We start from the raw sequence: 17,362 nt of genomic DNA on the forward strand, positions 1-17,362 counted from the left end.
CGCCCTTTTGCAACCCTTTCAGCTCATCCATTGCGGTAGACGTATCGCGCATCTGTTGCACCACACGATGCGCATGAGTAAGCAGCACTTGGCCTTCTTGCGTTAGCTGAATCCGCTTCTCGCTACGTACGAAAAGAGGCATAGAAAGATGGTGTTCAAGCTTTTTGATAGCGATACTCAACGCAGGTTGTGCAATGTGAAGCTGCTGTGCGGCGTGGGTGAAGCTCCCCGCCTCCGCGACAGCAATAAAGTAACGCAGCTGTTTAATGTCCATGTATAAATAATAGATATGGATAATATAAATTTAATATATTTTATTAATCACATTGCCGTTGCTAGCATGATCACAACTTAATGAGATGATGAGGTTGTCATGATTGAGCTTGGCTCATCGCGTTACCGATTAACGGCCTTTGCTCTGGCATTCGGCTCCTTCCTTATTTTTTGCAACTTATATCTCTTTCAGCCGATGTTGCCAGTATTTGCGAGCAACGATGGGATCAGTGAAACCCGTGCCAACTGGTTGCTGGCTGCCGCGACCTTAGGTCTTGCCTTCTCACTCGTCCCGTGGGCGGTATTGTCCGAACGACTCGGACGCCGTCCGATTATGCTAGTCAGCCTCTGGATGCTCCCTGCGATCGGGCTTCTGATGGCAGCAACCAACAGCTTTTGGTTGATTGTTGGGTTACGGGCGTTGATGGGCGCAGCATTAGGTGGCTTTGCCGCGGTTGCGGTCGCGTATATGGCTGAAGAATTCTCTGCTAAAGCGTTTGCGATCGCGGTAGGCAGCTATATCAGTGCCAACTCTCTTGGCGGGATATCCGGACGTGTTGCGGGGGGAATGATGACCGATTGGTGGGGCTGGCAAGGGGCGGTGCTAGGGATGGCCGTATTGAGTTTGTTGGGCGTCGCTTTGGTGACGAAATTATTGCCGCGTCAGCAATACTTTACCCAGGGGAATACCTCGTTATTGACTCACTCGCGAGGCGTGCTATCTCATCTTCGTACCGCAAGGTTGTGGCTAGCTATGTTAATTGGCGGTATTAACTTTGCGTTATTCGTCAATTTGTTTTCGGTAATGGCGTTCCGGCTGGTGGCGCCGCCTTATCAATTGCCGGTGAGTTTGGTTTCGTCGGTCTTTATCTGTTATCTCGCGGGCACCGTTACATCACGATTGAGTGGACGCTGGGTACTTAGGTTCGGTGCGATTCGTGGCATGGCATTTGGCACCATTGTTGCCATGTTGGGCGTATTAGTGACCTTACACCATGACATCACTTGGATGATTGTTGGATTACTGGTGGTTAGTGGCGGGGCATTTTTCACTCACTCTCTCGCTTATGGTTGGGTAAGCCGACAAGCCAATCAGGGTAAAGCGACGGCAACGGCCTTGTATCTGGTGCATTACTACACTGGTGGTAGCTTAGGTGGCTTTTACCTGATTGCCGCTTGGCAACACTATGCTTGGGAAGGTGTGGTGGTCGCTGCGTGCAGCTTGGGTTTTGCTGTGCTGGGACTTGTATTTGCGCTTTACAAGTCAACGGGAAAAAGCAAACCCGCCGCCTCTTCATCAGAAACGGCGTTGAGCCATTAATGGCACTAGCTGGTTTCTAGGGCGCTATTGATATAGCTTGCCGTTTCTCTGGCATCGTTGGGACAGTGCTTACCGACTTGATATTGACGCGTACAGTTGCGACCTTCTGCCTTCGCTTGATAGAGCGCGCTGTCTGCGCGCTCTATCAGTGACGACAATGTATCACCAGTTTGATAGCTGGAAATGCCAATTGATGCTGTCACTTTCAGTGGAGTATCTCGTTCGTCAATAAAGACATCCATCGCACGAATTTCATTCAGCAATCGGTCTGCAATCTGTTGTGCGCTGTCGACATTGCATTTGGGAAGAAAAACGATGAACTCTTCACCGCCAAAGCGACCAAAAATATCTGACTTTCGCAGTCGCTCTTGCACGGCACGTGTGAAAGATTGCAAAACCACATCGCCTGCGTAGTGCCCCCATTTATCATTGATACGTTTAAATTTATCCAAATCCAGCAATAGGACCGAGAAAGGAGAGTGCCTGTCTTCACTGATCGCTAAGGCGCGCATCGCTAGTTGCAGAAGCATTCGGCGGTTATAAATACCGGTCAGCGGATCCAGCGTGGCTTGGCGATACAACCTGAGAATCATATGCAACTGTGAAAGCTGTGACCATAACACCATCATGGCAATCACTGTTTGTAGCCAGTAGGACGAAATATTATCCGGATTGAGCAATACACCGCTAAACGAGTCCACCCACAAGTGACAGGCGAGGGTGACGCTCATCAGCGTTAAGCTCTCTTTCATGGTGAGCGGGAAAATCGTCAGCATCACTATCTGGATAATGGGCAATAACGTGTAGCTGTATGAGAATGCGGTATTTTCAGATGGAAAACCTAGTGTATGGCTGGCTGAGAAGTAAAAAAGGTTTGTGACACAGACCATTGCCATCAAGCCCAGCTTGGCGGCTTTGAGGTTGTTCACTTTGTTGACTGAAAAGCCAATGGTGATCAAGGTGACGGCAAGCATCAAGCGCTCTAGAGAAAGCTGCGCGGCAACGGCTTTATCCGCTAAAAATAGAAAATCAGCGGGTGACCAAGCGATGGTAAGCGCCGCCCAAACATAACAAAGCACACACAAGCGGCTACGTAAATACGTACTGCGGGTATTGTTAAAGCTATTGGCATGCTTTTTTGCGCTCCAAAGCTCGAGAAAAGAGATTTGAAGCTTGTAGACAACATGACTCATGTTTTCAGTCATTGCACTCATGTCTGCTCCCGCGTGTACAAAGGTTCCGGTGGTACGTCCATTTTTGTTATGATCGCAACGTGATGCTAAATCGTTTTTTGTTGTCATAAGTGTTGGTATTAGCGTGCAAACTTTCCAGTATGTTGTACGCATTTACAGTAGTTGTTAGGCCCATTGTGATCCCGCAAATTGTTTACCGTAGAAAGTAGTCTTTGTTGCGGGTTTTTTATTGATCGCCATAAGGTTTTTTGTTTGCTATGTACGCGTTAGTTGCTCCTTCTCTTGTGTCTGCCGTTTTAGGTGCGCAACTTGTCTTATCTTTGGCGTTGCTCAAAGGTGAAATTTGTCCGGGCCAGCGGGGCCGCTTCCATCGTGCGTATTGGGTACTGGTGTTCGCATGGGTGATATTGGTTCCATCTAGCTTTTTAGCCACTATACCCTTTCTGTTTTTAGGCTTATTTGCGTTTCGATCAAAAACTGGAAAAACCCGTCATTCCGGTCCCATTCCTTTGCTTCATGTCGCAAACTTAACGGCATTTGTTGCATGGTTAATCATTACGGCGAGTCAGGGCTGGATGGTCGCTGTATTTGGCTTGCTGCAAGTGGTACTTCTGGGAGCCAGTGCCGGACACGGCCTTTTAGTTAGAGCCAAATCACGCTTACAAGCGTTTGATAACTTATTGCCTCTGGCGAGCGTGCTGGCGTTGATGGCAATGGTGTTACTCGTCGCCGTGGTGGCATCGCTATCAACACTTAATGCAGTGAATATTAATGCCTTATTTGCGGGGGCTGGATTAGGCTTGTTGGGTATTGCTGCATCCATTTGGCATTTGCTCAAACAAACCAAACCAACGTGGTGGCGTTTATTGATTGGGTTTGGCTTTTTGTTCGCAGCCAGTGTCAGCCTGAACACCATTGTTATGGGGTGATTTGGCGAGTGCTCTCGAGTGTTTCTATACTGTAGGGAGAGCTTTGTTGACCCAACAGTATCCGCCGAAACAAGGAGAGAGCGCTATGGATATCAACAATATCCATCGTTTGGATGGGGCAATATTTTTCAGTATTGCTAATGAACGTTTGCGTTTAGAGTGCGATAGCCTTGAATCATTGATGGCCCATTTCGATCTAGATGATGAGCAAATCCGAGACAAATTTAACGACATTGGTTGTGAGTACGATCCGCTAACTAACCAACTGAAATTGAAATAACCTGTCGTTCTATCCACACACCGTTTTAGCGAAGGCTCACCCAGACTTGGAGTGAGCCTTTTCTGTTTTTCTTGATTAGTGTTCTGCGTAGAACGCGCTGGCCTTATTCGTGACAACTATTTTGTTTTTGTTAAAAAATTGATCATCCGCACTATGAAGCACTACGCTTAATGTGGCGAAATTTTATATAAAAGCGGCCGAATTCTCGGTAACACGACACAGACAGAAGGACGTTTGGAATGCCGCGACGCGCTTGGAGCATTATTGTGATAACAGTCCTCGTTGGGGTAGGTTTCTCTGCTCTGACTGGCCATTTGCTGTTCCAGTCGGAGCAAAATGCGATTCGCAAAGAAGTCCAAAAAGATGTCAATAATGCTGCCATGGCACTGGGCAGGGAAGTCAACCTTGGTTTAGAGCTTCTGTACGCGGTGAAAAATCATTTTGATGCGGGTCATCGCCTTAGTGCTCGCAATTTCCAGCCGATGACATCAGGCGTGTTGGAGCGTCACCTAAGTTTTAAGTCAATTGAGTGGGTGGATATAGTGATGCATCATCAACGACGGCACTATGTCCAAGATGCGATGCAAGAGGGCTCGCAACAGGGAACCGATATTGTTGAGTTTGATGAGACAGGGGCATTGATCCCCGCTCAACGGCGAGATATGTACTTTCCTATCCGTTTTACGTCTAGCGCGAGCAGTAATCAGTCGGTGATTGGATATGATATGGGTTCGACTGCTGTGACTCGCCAAGCGCTTAAAACCAGTTTCAACACCGGAGTGCCTGTTGCAACACCTGCGACAACGGTCAAAAGGGCGTATGGCAGCGTACAGGGCTTTTTGCTGATTATGCCGATTCTCCGTGACCCAGAACAGTTAAGTGGCGAAGAGACGAGTGACCTTCGCGGCTTTTTAGTCGCGGTCATTGATATTGGAGAGCTCGTTAATCTCGCGATTAATACGGTGATTAATGATGGGATTAACTTCTCGCTTAATGATATTACCAATGAGCGAAACCCTCAGCTTTTGCATAGCGAAATAGCCACTCTCAGTTCACCGGTGAACAAGACGTTAACCCAGCAGTCACTCCCGGTATTTTTCGCAGGCAGAGAGTGGCAAGTTGAAGGATATCCAACCGCTGAGTATGTAGCAGCACGCCAGTCCTACATGCCCTATTGGGTGTTCGCGGCAGGCACCATCATTTTTATCATCATCAGCTATCTGCTCTATCGACTACAACTGAGAACCTTAACCGTACAGGCACAGGTTGATCAGAAAACCCGTGCATTACGAGACGCAAACACCAAGCTCGAGTCGATGACGAAGTGTGATGGTTTAACCGGACTGTACAATCGCAGCCATTTTGAAGCGGAGTTAGAGCGTGAAATTCAGCGAGCACTGCGAGAAGAAACTCCGCTGAGTTTGATGATTGTGGAAGTTGAGCGTTTATCGGATTACAACCTCAAGTATGGCCGTTTATCCGGCGATCAAGTGCTTCGCCGCCTGTCAGAAGCGTTAGATAATATGCTGAAGCGCCCTGGTGATTTGTTATGCCGATACAGTGGCAGCCAATTTGTCGCAATACTACCGCGCACAGAGGGCGCCCAGCGACTGGCTGAAGAGTGCTTACTGACGGTAAAACGCTTACAGTTACCGTTTGAACGAGAAGAGGGGGCCATGTTAGTAGACGTTTATGTCGGTGGGGTAACGCTCAGCGATCACGAGCAAATGACGGTGGCGAGAATGTGCTCTTACGGGGAGATAGCGCTAGCTCGCGCGAAAGCTGACGAACCAGAACGCTGGCATTGGATGGAGATAGAATAAAACGGCACCCGAAGGGCGCCGTTCGGTTTATCTACGGCGTGTTGTTTTGCACGGTTTTAAACGTCAGTGTCGTCTTATGGTTAGCAAGTGTTAGCTGGTTGTCGGTTATGTTGATTTGACTCCAGTCGCTGAGTACGTCACTGACTGTGAATTCCATATCCATCGCTTGAGAGGCACATGCCATACGTGTGCTCGCCATCCGGTCGATACGAAAACGGCTATTTTCGAGCTGGGCATTACCGAAATAGCGGTTGCAACCGCTATAACCACTCGCGACCATATCAGTATTAACGGTAAGGGTTGGTGCCCCTTCCGCATTAATGGCTTGGTCATCGACCATCGCCAACTGCCACTTTTGAGCGCTATTCTCAACGGTGATCGCCTTATTGTGGCAATGAAGTGATGTATCAATGTCAATTTCTTGTCTATTTTTGTTCCGCGCAAAAAAAAGGCCCCGGTAGAGGGGCCAAGATATACCATCGCGTGAATTATTATCGTTATGTTTGGAGTTAGGAACCGATGCAAACGAGTGCCTAGTTAGTTAATCACAACTCTATGACACTTTGTTGGCAGCGATGTATTTAACCGAAATCACCGTTCACATAGCCTCGTGTTCGATCATCTTGTGGCTGTGCAAAGAGCGTGGCAGTTTCATCATGCTCCACCAGCTCTCCCATCAAAAAGAACGCAGTGCGGTCGGAAATACGACGGGCTTGCTGCATGGAGTGCGTCACAATGACAATGGTGTAGTCTTGTTTTAATGACTCCATTAAGTCTTCAATTTTTTTCGTCGCGATAGGATCGAGGGCAGAGGTGGGTTCATCCATCAAAATCACTTCTGGCTCCATCGCAATCGTGCGAGCAATACATAGGCGCTGTTGCTGACCGCCAGAAAGCCCAAAAGCATGGGCCTTGAGACGATCTTTCACTTCATCCCACAATGCTGCGCCACGCAGTGATTTTTCAACCACGGCATCTAGGTGCTTTTTATCTTTAATGCCTTGAGCACGTAAGCCATAAGCGACATTGTCGTAAATGCTCATCGGGAAGGGGTTAGGTTTTTGAAACACCATGCCCACTTTAATCCGTAGGCCGGCAACGTCGATATTGCCWTAGATGTCTTGATCATCCATGGTGAGTCGACCGTCAATTTGGACACCTTCAATTAAATCGTTCATGCGATTCAAGCAGCGCAAAAGTGTTGATTTACCACAACCTGAAGGGCCAATTAGCGAAGTGACACGCTTAGCAGGAATGGGCAAGTTGATGCTTTTAAGCGCGTGGTTTTCACCGTTACCGTAATAAAGATTTAAATCATTGATTTCAAATTTGTTCATGTCGGGCCTCAGAATGCGTTAATAAGTCGCTTTATTGAATCGGCGTGCAATGAGTTTGGTTAGCATGTTGATAACCAGCACGACAACAATCAGTACGGTGGCAGTGGCGTAGGCTTGGTGCCACTCATGGACGGTGTAAAGCTCTTGCGTGAGCTTGTACAAATGCACCGTAAGCGTGCGTCCTGAATCAAGCAATGTATCAGGGATACGCGCCACCATACCGGCAGTGAGGAAAACAGGTGCAGACTCGCCAATCACGCGCCCCACACTCAGAATGATTGAGGTGATAATCCCTGGCATCGCGCTGGGCAGGATTAACTTCCAAATGGTGTAGATTTTGGACGCCCCGAGTCCGTACGACCCCTCGCGATAGGTTTGAGGAACAGCCATTAAAGCTTCCTCAGTGGTACGGATAATTACCGGAAGGATCAAAATACTGAGCGTCAAGGCACCGGAGAGAATCGAAAAGCCGAGCCCCAATACCGCCACAAAGAATGTGAGGCCAAACAGACCAAAGATAATCGAAGGAATGCCAGCCAGTGACTCGGTACAAAAGCGGATGACTTTGACTAGCTTACTGCCCACTTTCGCATATTCGGTGAGGTAAATGGCGGTCATGATCCCCAGTGGCGCCGCAATGGCAATCGAGGCCAGTACCATATAGATGGTGGAGACAATCATCGGCCAAATCCCGGATGACTCACCAATGCGCGTGTAGTCGCTGGAAATGAATGACCAGTCCACATACTGCAGGCCGTTGCTCAGAATGTACCAGATTATCCAGAACAGAAAGCCGACGGTTAAACCTGCTGCTGTCCAAATAAACCCTAAAGCTAATTTATCTTGTAATTGACGTGACAACATAACTTATCTCGCTTTCTCGCGGTTCAGGTAAAGCAGCGCGCCGTTGAGTAACATAATGAAAATCAACAAGACGACACCGGTCGCGTACAGGGCACTGGCATGCACACCCGTGGCATAAGACATTTCTAATGCGATATTGGCGGTAAGAGTACGCGCGGAATCGAGAATCCCTTCTGGCATCGCTGGGGCATTACCCATCACCATAATGATCGCCATGGTTTCGCCCAACGCACGTGCGATCCCTAAAATCACACCCGTCATGATCCCGGAGCGAGCAGCAGGCACAAGCAGCTTAAAAATCGTAAACATCGATGATGCGCCAAGTGCGAGAGAGCCTTCTTTATAGGCTCGAGGTACGGCGCGTAGTGAGGTTTCAGACACCGTAATAACCGTTGGTAGGATCATGACGGCCAACACGATGACACCGGCAAGCAGGGTGTTGCCCGCTGGAACATTAAAGATGTCTTGGATCAACGGAACGATGATGACCAGACCAAAGAAGCCATAAACCACCGATGGAATGCCTGCGAGGAGCTCAACCGCCGGGCGGATGATATTGGCGAGCCATTTCGGTGCGACTTCCGCGATAAAGACAGCGGTCAGCACAGCGACAGGCACACCCAAAAGGACAGCCCCTGCGGTGGAGGCCAATGACGCCACAATCATGGGCGCAATGCCGTAGAGCGCGGGCGGAAGCCACTCGCTACCAAAGACAATATCGGTGAAGCCGGCGGCAGAGAGTGCAGGAATACTCTCGCGGAAAATGAAGTAGCCAATGGTGGCGAGTGATAACACGCCTACAATGGCACTGAATAAAAACAAGGCGTGAAAAATCTTTTCTCGCCAGTCAACTCGAGTGCGTTTAGTGAGACTCGAGTCCGAGGCATTATTTACCTGTTCGGATGCGATGGTCATGATAACAACTCCATGCCAATGAATGGCTAAGGATGTAACAAAAGAGGGCCCAGCCATTTGCTGGGCCAAAATTCTATTTACTTAACAGCGATATAACCTTGGTTTGCAACAATCTTCTGGCCATCTGCAGACAGTACCCAGTTGAGGAAGTCATCCGCCGCTGCTGAGGTAGTGCCTTCTTTATGGAGAACTAAGAAAGGACGTGCAACTTTGTAGTCACCTGCTGCCACGGCTTCAGTGGTAGGTGCATGACCGTCTACACTCAGTGCTTTTAGGGAATCATCCACAGAGCCTAGAGAGATGTAACCAATCGCGAGTGGGTTGTTGGCGACAATGGTCTTCACAACACCGTTCCCATTTGCGACTTGTGCCTTTTGTGAAATCGCTGACACTTTCATGCCGTTCACTTTACGTTTCAGACCCATGATGCTTTCAAATGCACCACGCGTGCCTGAGGCCGTGTCACGTGTCACCAGAACGATAGGTTTGTTTTCGCCACCTACATTTGACCAGTTGGTGATTTCGCCACGGTAGATTTTAGCGATTTGGTCTGCAGTGAGGTTTTTGACGCCATTGGCGTTATTGACAACAACAGCGATGCCATCACGGGCAATTACTGTTTCTTTTAGTGAAGACTCTTTTTCAGAAGCTTTCAGCTCGCGTGAAGCCATGCCAAAATAGCTAGTGCCGTTTTTAGCGGCTTTGATACCTGCTGACGAACCTGTGCCTTGTACTTCGATGTAGGTGTCTTGGTGTTGCTGATGATAGGTTTCAGCCAACACTTCCATGACTTCGGTTACTGACGTTGAGCCAGAGATTGAAACAGTTTCTTGTGCACTTGCTGAGGCAGAGAACATAGCACCTGCCATCATGATGGCGCCAAAGACCTTAGATTTCATATCGTATCCCTTATTTGCGATGAGTCGCGGTTTGTTGTTTCGAACGAGAGGCACTTTAGGAAATAAACATGACAACTATGTTTCATTAACTTGAAGCCTTGATGACGGCCAACCGATTTGACGCCACATCGAAAAGAAAAAAACAGACCTTGTGGAATGAATCAGACATGCAAACCTCCCGTGTTCACTTGGCTTGACACTTGGATGCGCATTTATAGGGCAAGTAGTAAAAGCCATAGTATTCACAAGGTGTATTTTTAAATGATTAACGTTATTCTTCTATTAGATGACAGCACTGATCCGTTAGCGGGCAATGTGTGTACTGAAAAGAACAACTTAGGCCAGACCTAAAAGGAATCCATCATGGCATTGAGCGATGCTGCAAAAAAAGTTCAGGAAGCGCTGGTTGCTCGTGGTATTGAGACACCGATGACAGCAAAGTCAGCGTTGTCTGCGGCAGAACGAAAAGAAAAAATTGAATTTCACATGCGTGAAGTTCTTCAGGCAATTGATCTTGACCTTACTGACGACAGCTTGGCGGAGACGCCAGCAAGAATCGCAAAGATGTATGTGGACGAGATCTTCTCGGGCTTGGATTACACGCAGTTCCCTAAAGTAACCATGATTGAAAACAAGATGGGTTGCGACGAAATGGTACGTGTGAAGGATATTTCAGTCACCAGTACCTGCGAGCACCACTTGGTGACCATTGATGGGCGTGCAACGGTCGCTTATTTACCGGATAAGAAAGTGATTGGGCTATCCAAGATCAATCGCATTGTTCGCTTTTTCGCTCAACGCCCCCAAGTACAAGAGCGCTTAACGCGTCAGGTGTTGGTGGCATTGCAAACCTTACTTGAAACCGACAATGTCGCCGTTCGTATCGAAGCAACACACTATTGTGTGAAATCGCGTGGGGTGATGGATGCGAACAGTGAGACAACCACCACAGCTTTAGGTGGTCAGTTTAAAAAGAATGCTGCGACGCGCGCTGAATTTTTGCACGGTATCAATTAGGAAGCGAGACGCTTAGTAAGCGAAACGATATAAAAACGCCCCCATCGCGAGATGGGGGCGTTTTTTATGACAGTCAGAACCGAGCTTACTCTTGACCAATTATGGCATGGCCAAGGCGTGGCTATTCAAACTGTTTGGCAATATCGTGAAACTGACGGACTTTGTCGCGCAGCTCTGCACTTGCTTGCGAGACATCGTTCACTTCATTGAGATTCTGTTGGGATACAGACTCAATATCATGAATATCGCGGCTGATATCATTAAACGTTTGCAGTTGCGCTTGAGCAGAATGGTGTGTTTCACGTGTACGCGATACCACATCGTCAATTGCTGTCGTCACCGCGTTTAAGCTTGCGATACTATGATCTGTGGTATCGACACATTGTTGGGTTTGCTTGTGACTGACATCGATCTGCGCTTGCCATTGTTTAATGGTATCGTGCATCTCTTGGATTGACTGCTGAATTTGTTCCGTAGCGCCTTGCGTGCGGCTAGAGAGGGCGCGGACTTCCTCAGCGACAACCGCGAAGCCGCGACCTTGTTCACCAGCACGCGCAGCCTCAATCGCGGCATTTAAAGCCAACAAATTGGTTTGTTCAGCAATACCACTGATTTCACTCATCGCATCGGTGACCCGCTCTGCCGTCACAGAAAGCTGCTGTGTGGCAGATAACGAGCTTTCAGACTGTTGTGCCAGGGCCTGAAGCTGCTCGCCGGTTTGGTGAAGCAGTGCTTGTGTCTCTTGGCTTTGTTGTTGTACCGATTGCAGCAGTTCAACACTTTGCTGTGCATTCTCAGATACCTTGTTCGCAGAATCAGACGCATGATCAATATTGTTGGCCACCGAGGAAATTTGATGGCTTTGGGTATTGATCGCCTGAGAAACACGCTGCGAAAGGGCACTCAAGTCATCAGAAAAGTGATTGAGAGACAAGGAGGCATCCAACATACGGCCGAGGATGGTCCGAATCCGTGCTTGCAGCATTTTAAGTTTGTAGTCTGCGACGGAGCTTAAACCCGTTCCCGCGTATACGTAACGGCTAATACTGTCATAGTCGGCTTGATAACCACGAACCAAGGCTGGCAGAGTCAACAGCTCATCACGGAAAAGGATGCCCAAGATAGCAGGCATAGCGACAGCGCTGGCGATATCCCACCCATTGATACTGGGATCAAACGCAAGGGAGAGTGGCGCAACAGCGAGGCCGGCGACAAGCAGTGCCAATTTAGCGGCGCCGGGAATGCTTTCAATTGAGAGCCCTCCCAGTGATTTGCCTCCTTTTTCTGCGGCACATAGCTTGTTGTAGATCTGTGCAGCACGGTGTTTCACTGCGGGATCTGGCTTGACCCGCACGGACTGATAGCCTGTTACCTGACCTTGTTCATAGATGGGAGTCACGTAGGCATCAACCCAGTAATAATCGCCGTTTTTACAGCGGTTTTTAACGATGCCTCGCCACGGTTGATTGGCTTTGAGGTTCCGCCACATGTCCGCAAAAGCAGCYTTGGGCATATCAGCATGACGAATGATATTATGGGGCGCCCCCAAAAGTTCGTCACCGCTGTAGCCAGCAATACGAATAAATTCCGGATTACAGTAGGTGATAACGCCGCGTTTATCGGTGGTCGAGACGAGGCGTTCATCGTCACCAAATATAACTTCATTACCACTCATAGTATTTATCTTTCTGGTCACAGTTCATAAGAGCCTTATTAGTTTTAGTCTAGCGGCTATGGGCTTATTAATGATATTTTTGTTAATATAATGTTGCTTCAATTGGCGCATCGACAAAAAAAAGGGCCTGTCGGCCCTTTATGACATTTCGATGACAGTGGCGCTTAGTCTAAAACCTTTGCGATGGCAGTGCAAAGTGGCCCCATATTCGTGTGCGTCATACCCGCCACATTGAGGCGGCCTGAGCCGACGATATAGACACCGTGTTCTGCTTTCAGTGCATCTACTTGAGTTTTGTTCAAACCAGAGAAAGAAAACATCCCGTTTTGTTGCTCGATAAAGCTAAAGTCGCGATTAACGCCTTTTTCTTTTAGGGTTGCTACAAACTCGGTGCGCATAGTTTTAATGCGATCGCGCATATCAGCAAGCTCTTGATGCCACTCTGCTTTTAGCGTGGGGTTATTGAGGATCTCTGTCACAATACCTGCGCCGTGGGCTGGTGGGTTAGAGTAGATCACGCGCGCGATAGCTTTCACTTGGCTAAAGGCGGTTGTGGCTTGTTGCTGATCTTGTGCAACCAGAGTAAAGGCACCCACACGCTCGTTATACAAGCCAAAGTTTTTCGAGAAAGAGCTGGCGATCAACAGTTCTGGGCAGGTTTGCGTAAAAATACGTAGACCAGATGCGTCTTCTTCAACACCTTGCGCAAAGCCTTGATAGGCAAAGTCGAACATCGGCAGTAAGCCTTTGCGCTGACATAGCTCAGCCAAGATTTTCCATTCCGCATCGGTCGGATCGATACCAGTTGGGTTGTGACAACAGCCATGTAGCAAGACCACATCACCACTGTTTGCTTTTTCAAGATCCGCGACCATGCCAGAAAAATCTTTGTCATTCTTCGCGGCATCGTAGTAGGTGTATTCAGCTAGAGGTAGGCCTGCGGCAGTAAACACGCCCTTGTGGTTGGCCCACGTTGGGTTACTGATCCACACTGTGACATCACCGAGGTGGCGCTTAATAAATTCCCCAGCAAGGCGTAACGCCCCGGTGCCACCCGGCGCATGTGCAGTTTGAGCGCGTTTATCTTTGATAACTGCAGCCTGTTCACCGAATAGAAGCTGCTGAACGGCAAGGCCGTATTCCGCAGTGCCTGGGATGCTTAGATAGGATTTGGTGCTCTCTTTTTCGAGCAGTAATGCTTCGGCTTTTTTAACGGTTTTAAGCACAGGTGTTTCACCGTGCTCGTTTTTGTATACGCCGACCCCTAAGTTGATCTTCGTTTCACGAGGATCCGCTTTAAATTCTTCAGTCAGTCCTAAAATGGGATCGGCGGGAGCGGCAGAAATTTTCTCAAACATTGGTGTCGTCCATGGTTAATGATGAATGAAACTCAGGCTGGGATCGTTATACCACTTGTTTTCTTGGATAGAAACCACCAGCCATGCCCAGAGATACCAAGCGTACCAATAGGCAAGAAAAAGGCTGCGTACTCGCAGCCTTTGAATGGTCTTTTACTTAGAAGCTCGCGTTACGTGGCGAACGAGGGAATGGGATCACGTCGCGGATGTTGCTCATACCGGTAACGTAAGATACCAAACGCTCAAATCCGAGGCCGTAGCCGGAGTGAGGCACGGTGCCGTAACGGCGCAAGTCGCGATACCACCAGAAATCTTCTTTCTCGAGGCCCATTTCTTCAAGGCGCTGATCCAGCACGTCAAGACGCTCTTCACGCTGTGAACCACCGATAATCTCACCAATGCCAGGCGCTAATACGTCCATTGCAGCAACGGTTTTGCCATCATCGTTCATACGCATGTAGAAGGCTTTAATATCTTTTGGATAGTTCTTCACCACAACAGGTGCGTTGAAGTGTTCTTCTGCTAGATAGCGCTCATGTTCGGAGGCGAGATCAATACCCCATTCGACAGGGAACTCGAACGTCTTACCGCAGTTTTCCAAGATAGTGATCGCGTCAGTGTAGTCAACTTGGGCAAAATCAGCTTCAACAAATTTCTCAAGGCGCGTGATCACCTCTTTGTTGATGCGTTGCTCGAAGAACTGCATGTCGTCACGGCGCTCTTCCAACACGGCCTTGAAGACGTATTTCAGCATGGCTTCTGCTAGCGCTGCAGCATCATCAAGATCGGCAAAGGCCACTTCAGGCTCTACCATCCAAAACTCGGCCAAGTGACGGCTGGTGTTAGAGTTTTCAGCACGGAAGGTTGGGCCAAAGGTATAAACTTTACTCAGCGCACAAGCATAGGTTTCAGCGTTTAATTGACCGGATACGGTCAAGAAAGCTTCTTTGCCGAAAAAGTCTTGGTCGAAGTCGACATCGCCTTGCTCTGTTTTTGGCACATTGGCCATATCCAGTGTCGATACGCGGAACATTTCACCGGCGCCTTCACAGTCTGATGCAGTGATCAGCGGGGCAGACATCCAGTAGTAGCCTTGCTCGTGGAAGAAACGATGAATAGCTTGAGAAAGGGTATGACGCACACGAGCAACCGCACCAATCACGTTAGAGCGAGGGCGTAAATGAGCCACTTCGCGCAAGTACTCAATTGAGTGACGCGTTTTGGCCATCGGATAAGTGTCTGGATCGTCAACCCAACCGACTACCTTCACGGCAGTGGCTTGTAGCTCATACGCTTGACCTTTCCCTGGTGATTCCACCACATTACCGGTGACTTCAACAGAACAGCCTGCTGTTAAACGCAGAACGTCTTGCTGATAATTCTCCAGCTCATTGGGGACCACGGCCTGAATAGGGTCGAAACAAGAGCCATCATAAATGGCGAGGAAAGAAATACCGGCTTTGGAATCTCGGCGAGACCGAACCCAACCGCGAACAGTCACTTCAGTGTCGACTGCCGCCTTGCCGCGCAGGACGTCTACTACAGGCGCGTATGTCATAATTCGCTTCTATCTCCGTTTAGGGCAACTCGGTGGTCAATGCCACCGAGAAAGTGGATTTGCAAGTTAGACTAGCAAGTTTACCTGTATCTTGTGTAGCTTCAAGGCTTGAGGCGGTCTGAAAGTTGAAATTGTCCAATTAATCCTTCCAACTGTTCAACCAGTTGTTCGAGATTTGCACTGATTGCTTTTACTTCATTCGCATTATTGGCGGTATCGTTAGCGTGATTTTGAATCCGGCCGACTTGCTCGAGTAAGGCGTCAGTCATTTGTGCTTGATGTTGGCTTTGTTGGCTAATGTCATCGGTATTATTGTTCACGGTGGTGACTTGCTCAGCAATATCGGCCAAGGCGTCAGAGAGCTGCATCACCGTCTCGGCACGTTGATTCGCGCTTTCTGTGGTGGCTTCGACCGCTTGAGCGGAGGCTTCACTGCCTGAACACAAATTTTCAATAATGGTTTGGATTTCACCGGTTGCATCATGGCTTCGGCTGGCCAAGTTACGTACTTCTTCGGCGACTACGGCGAAGCCACGACCTTGCTCACCGGCGCGTGCGGCTTCTATCGCCGCATTCAGTGCGAGTAAGTTGGTCTGTTCAGCGATTTCGCGGATCACGCCCAAAATAGTTGTCACTTGTTGGCTTTGTTGGTTCACATCCAAAATCTGGCTGCGTACTTGACCAATATCATCCATCAGTTTACGGATATCATTGGCGGCGACGTTGGCCAGTTCACTGCCTTGATTGGCGCTACCGGCAGCAGACTCGCTCAATTGTGCAGCCTCGCTCGTACGGCTTTGAATGTCATGTTGATGTTGCTGAACATCATTGATGGCCACAGACATTTCATTGGTTTCATGACGTTGGCTATCGGCAAGTTGGTCGGTATGCCCAGAGACGCGAATGAGGTTTAACGCTTCAGACGACAGTGTCTCTGAGGTACGTTGCACCTGTTGTAAGCTCGCAGAGAAATTATCGAGTAATTGGTCACAGCTATTACATAGCTCGCCAATTTCGTCATTGCGTGTGTCATTCAAGCGCTCAGCCAAGTTTTTGTCGCGACTGGTTCGCTTCATAAAGGCCGATACATGCTTGAGGGGTGACACCACCCAACGACGGATCACAGTCAGTGAGATCAGAAAACCCAATACCGCGATACTGCCCATGATCCCGGCAGTGATCAGCATTTCTTTATCAATGGTGCCATAGAGCGGCTGTAAGTCATATTCGAGTCGAATAACGCCCAACACGGTTCCCTCTTCGGCAACATGGCATTGCAGGCAATTAGTACCGCGGTAATCTCTACTGGCTTTCATCGGCAGTGCCACGACCAGCCCCTTGCCTGATTCAGAGTCAAAGGTTTCAACAATGGTCTCGCCATCAAGTGCACGTTGGTCAATATTATCTTTTGGTGCTTGTTCAGGGTTGCCTGGACCGAAAAAGCGGGTGATTGCCTCTGAGCGGATAACACGCGCTTCTTCTATTCCTTTGTGGGAAAGCATTTTATCGCGCAGTGTATTTCGTTGGCTAATCGTACCGGTCAGCATCAACATATTCAGGCTATCGAAATAGTTGGATGCTTTGTCGAGCGTCTGCTCGCTGACTATCGACGTCATCAGCGCTTTTTGCTGATGCGATTGATAGGCCAACGAAGTCACAAGCACCAGAGCGAAGACGAGGAAGAGGGAGAGAAGAAGTTTGCTCGCTAGAGTCATGCGCATGAGTCAACCGTTTGTTATTAACTTATAAGTTTATCAATTGAAGTCTGTAGCCACTATGTTAAACCGTGTGATAAGGGATGCTGCTAATCCCGTATAAAATGTGTGATTTCATCGACGTAAATTGTCGCACCTTTGCGACGGGTAACGGTTTGTCGCTTTCAATAATGCTGAGCATCTGGGGATAGAGATTGTGTCGATG

General features: G+C 48.6%; 16 protein-coding genes. 5 read left to right on the forward strand and 11 right to left on the reverse strand.

All coding sequences use genetic code 11. The features are described 5' to 3' along the window. Window positions 1-274: LysR family transcriptional regulator (locus BZJ17_RS00005; protein ID WP_131826783.1), on the reverse strand; the 274-nt coding region annotated here is incomplete at its 3' end. 99 nt (window positions 275-373) lie between these two features. Here BZJ17_RS00005 and BZJ17_RS00010 point away from each other — a divergent pair. After that, window positions 374-1,594 carry an MFS transporter gene (locus BZJ17_RS00010; protein WP_077639371.1) on the forward strand — a complete coding sequence of 407 codons (1,221 nt, stop codon included), beginning with the start codon at window positions 374-376 and terminating at the stop codon, window positions 1,592-1,594. Window positions 1,595-1,599: 5 nt separating this feature from the next. On the opposite strand, the gene BZJ17_RS00015 is transcribed toward BZJ17_RS00010, so the two are convergent. Further along, window positions 1,600-2,808 carry a GGDEF domain-containing protein gene (locus BZJ17_RS00015; protein ID WP_241836727.1) on the reverse strand — a complete coding sequence of 403 codons (1,209 nt, stop codon included), beginning with the start codon at window positions 2,806-2,808 and terminating at the stop codon, window positions 1,600-1,602. Between the two features lie 236 nt (window positions 2,809-3,044). On the opposite strand from BZJ17_RS00015, the gene BZJ17_RS00020 reads away from it, so the two are divergent. The 3 genes from BZJ17_RS00020 (at window position 3,045) to BZJ17_RS00030 (ending at window position 5,819) form a co-directional block, all read left to right on the forward strand. Next, complete coding sequence (locus BZJ17_RS00020; RefSeq protein WP_077639372.1) at window positions 3,045-3,716, forward strand: hypothetical protein; 672 nt, start codon at window positions 3,045-3,047, stop codon at window positions 3,714-3,716. An 85-nt stretch (window positions 3,717-3,801) separates the two neighbouring features. After that, window positions 3,802-3,996, forward strand: a complete 195-nt coding sequence (locus BZJ17_RS00025) for a DUF4250 domain-containing protein (protein WP_069587103.1) — start codon at window positions 3,802-3,804, stop codon at window positions 3,994-3,996. A gap of 266 nt (window positions 3,997-4,262) precedes the next feature. Beyond that, window positions 4,263-5,819 (forward strand): diguanylate cyclase, encoded by a 1,557-nt coding sequence (locus BZJ17_RS00030; RefSeq protein ID WP_198534048.1) that lies wholly within the window; start codon window positions 4,263-4,265, stop codon window positions 5,817-5,819. A gap of 31 nt (window positions 5,820-5,850) precedes the next feature. Here the strand turns inward: BZJ17_RS00030 and BZJ17_RS00035 are convergent, their stop codons facing one another. From BZJ17_RS00035 to BZJ17_RS00050, 5 genes are all read right to left on the reverse strand, one after another. After that, window positions 5,851-6,294: an META domain-containing protein gene (locus tag BZJ17_RS00035; protein WP_347230972.1), complete on the reverse strand. Its 444-nt coding sequence runs from the start codon at window positions 6,292-6,294 to the stop codon at window positions 5,851-5,853. Window positions 6,295-6,400: 106 nt separating this feature from the next. Further along, the gene (gene pstB / locus BZJ17_RS17010; RefSeq protein ID WP_108743753.1) at window positions 6,401-7,156 is read right to left on the reverse strand and encodes a phosphate ABC transporter ATP-binding protein PstB; all 756 of its coding nucleotides are present in this window, start codon (window positions 7,154-7,156) and stop codon (window positions 6,401-6,403) included. An 18-nt stretch (window positions 7,157-7,174) separates the two neighbouring features. Next, window positions 7,175-8,020, reverse strand: a complete 846-nt coding sequence (pstA, locus tag BZJ17_RS17015) for a phosphate ABC transporter permease PstA (protein ID WP_077675417.1) — start codon at window positions 8,018-8,020, stop codon at window positions 7,175-7,177. A 3-nt stretch (window positions 8,021-8,023) separates the two neighbouring features. Beyond that, the gene (gene pstC / locus BZJ17_RS00045) at window positions 8,024-8,935 is read right to left on the reverse strand and encodes a phosphate ABC transporter permease subunit PstC (protein ID WP_077639375.1); all 912 of its coding nucleotides are present in this window, start codon (window positions 8,933-8,935) and stop codon (window positions 8,024-8,026) included. Between the two features lie 77 nt (window positions 8,936-9,012). Beyond that, on the reverse strand, window positions 9,013-9,834 hold the full coding sequence (locus BZJ17_RS00050) for a phosphate ABC transporter substrate-binding protein (RefSeq protein WP_077479731.1): 822 nt from the start codon (window positions 9,832-9,834) through the stop codon (window positions 9,013-9,015). A 360-nt stretch (window positions 9,835-10,194) separates the two neighbouring features. Here BZJ17_RS00050 and folE point away from each other — a divergent pair, with 360 nt between their 5' ends. Continuing rightward, on the forward strand, window positions 10,195-10,851 hold the full coding sequence (gene folE, locus BZJ17_RS00055; RefSeq protein ID WP_077639376.1) for a GTP cyclohydrolase I FolE: 657 nt from the start codon (window positions 10,195-10,197) through the stop codon (window positions 10,849-10,851). A 121-nt stretch (window positions 10,852-10,972) separates the two neighbouring features. Here folE and BZJ17_RS00060 read toward each other — a convergent pair whose 3' ends face one another. The 4 genes from BZJ17_RS00060 to BZJ17_RS00075 all read right to left on the reverse strand — a co-directional run bounded on the left by BZJ17_RS00060 (window position 10,973) and on the right by BZJ17_RS00075 (window position 17,163). Continuing rightward, a complete protein-coding gene (locus tag BZJ17_RS00060) occupies window positions 10,973-12,526 on the reverse strand; it encodes a methyl-accepting chemotaxis protein (RefSeq protein ID WP_077639377.1) in 1,554 nt (517 codons plus the stop codon). Window positions 12,527-12,690: 164 nt separating this feature from the next. Then, window positions 12,691-13,884, reverse strand: coding sequence for an amino acid aminotransferase (locus BZJ17_RS00065; RefSeq protein ID WP_077639378.1), 1,194 nt, complete (start codon window positions 13,882-13,884; stop codon window positions 12,691-12,693). Window positions 13,885-14,041: 157 nt separating this feature from the next. Beyond that, entirely contained in the window at window positions 14,042-15,442 is a 1,401-nt protein-coding gene (gene asnS / locus BZJ17_RS00070) for an asparagine--tRNA ligase (protein ID WP_077639379.1), read from the reverse strand. Window positions 15,443-15,543: 101 nt separating this feature from the next. After that, window positions 15,544-17,163 (reverse strand): methyl-accepting chemotaxis protein, encoded by a 1,620-nt coding sequence (locus tag BZJ17_RS00075; RefSeq protein WP_077639380.1) that lies wholly within the window; start codon window positions 17,161-17,163, stop codon window positions 15,544-15,546. Between the last annotated feature and the right edge of the window lie 199 nt (window positions 17,164-17,362).

It is taken from the genome of Salinivibrio sp. IB574, assembly GCF_001996205.1.
Classification (GTDB): Bacteria; Pseudomonadota; Gammaproteobacteria; order Enterobacterales; family Vibrionaceae; genus Salinivibrio; species Salinivibrio proteolyticus.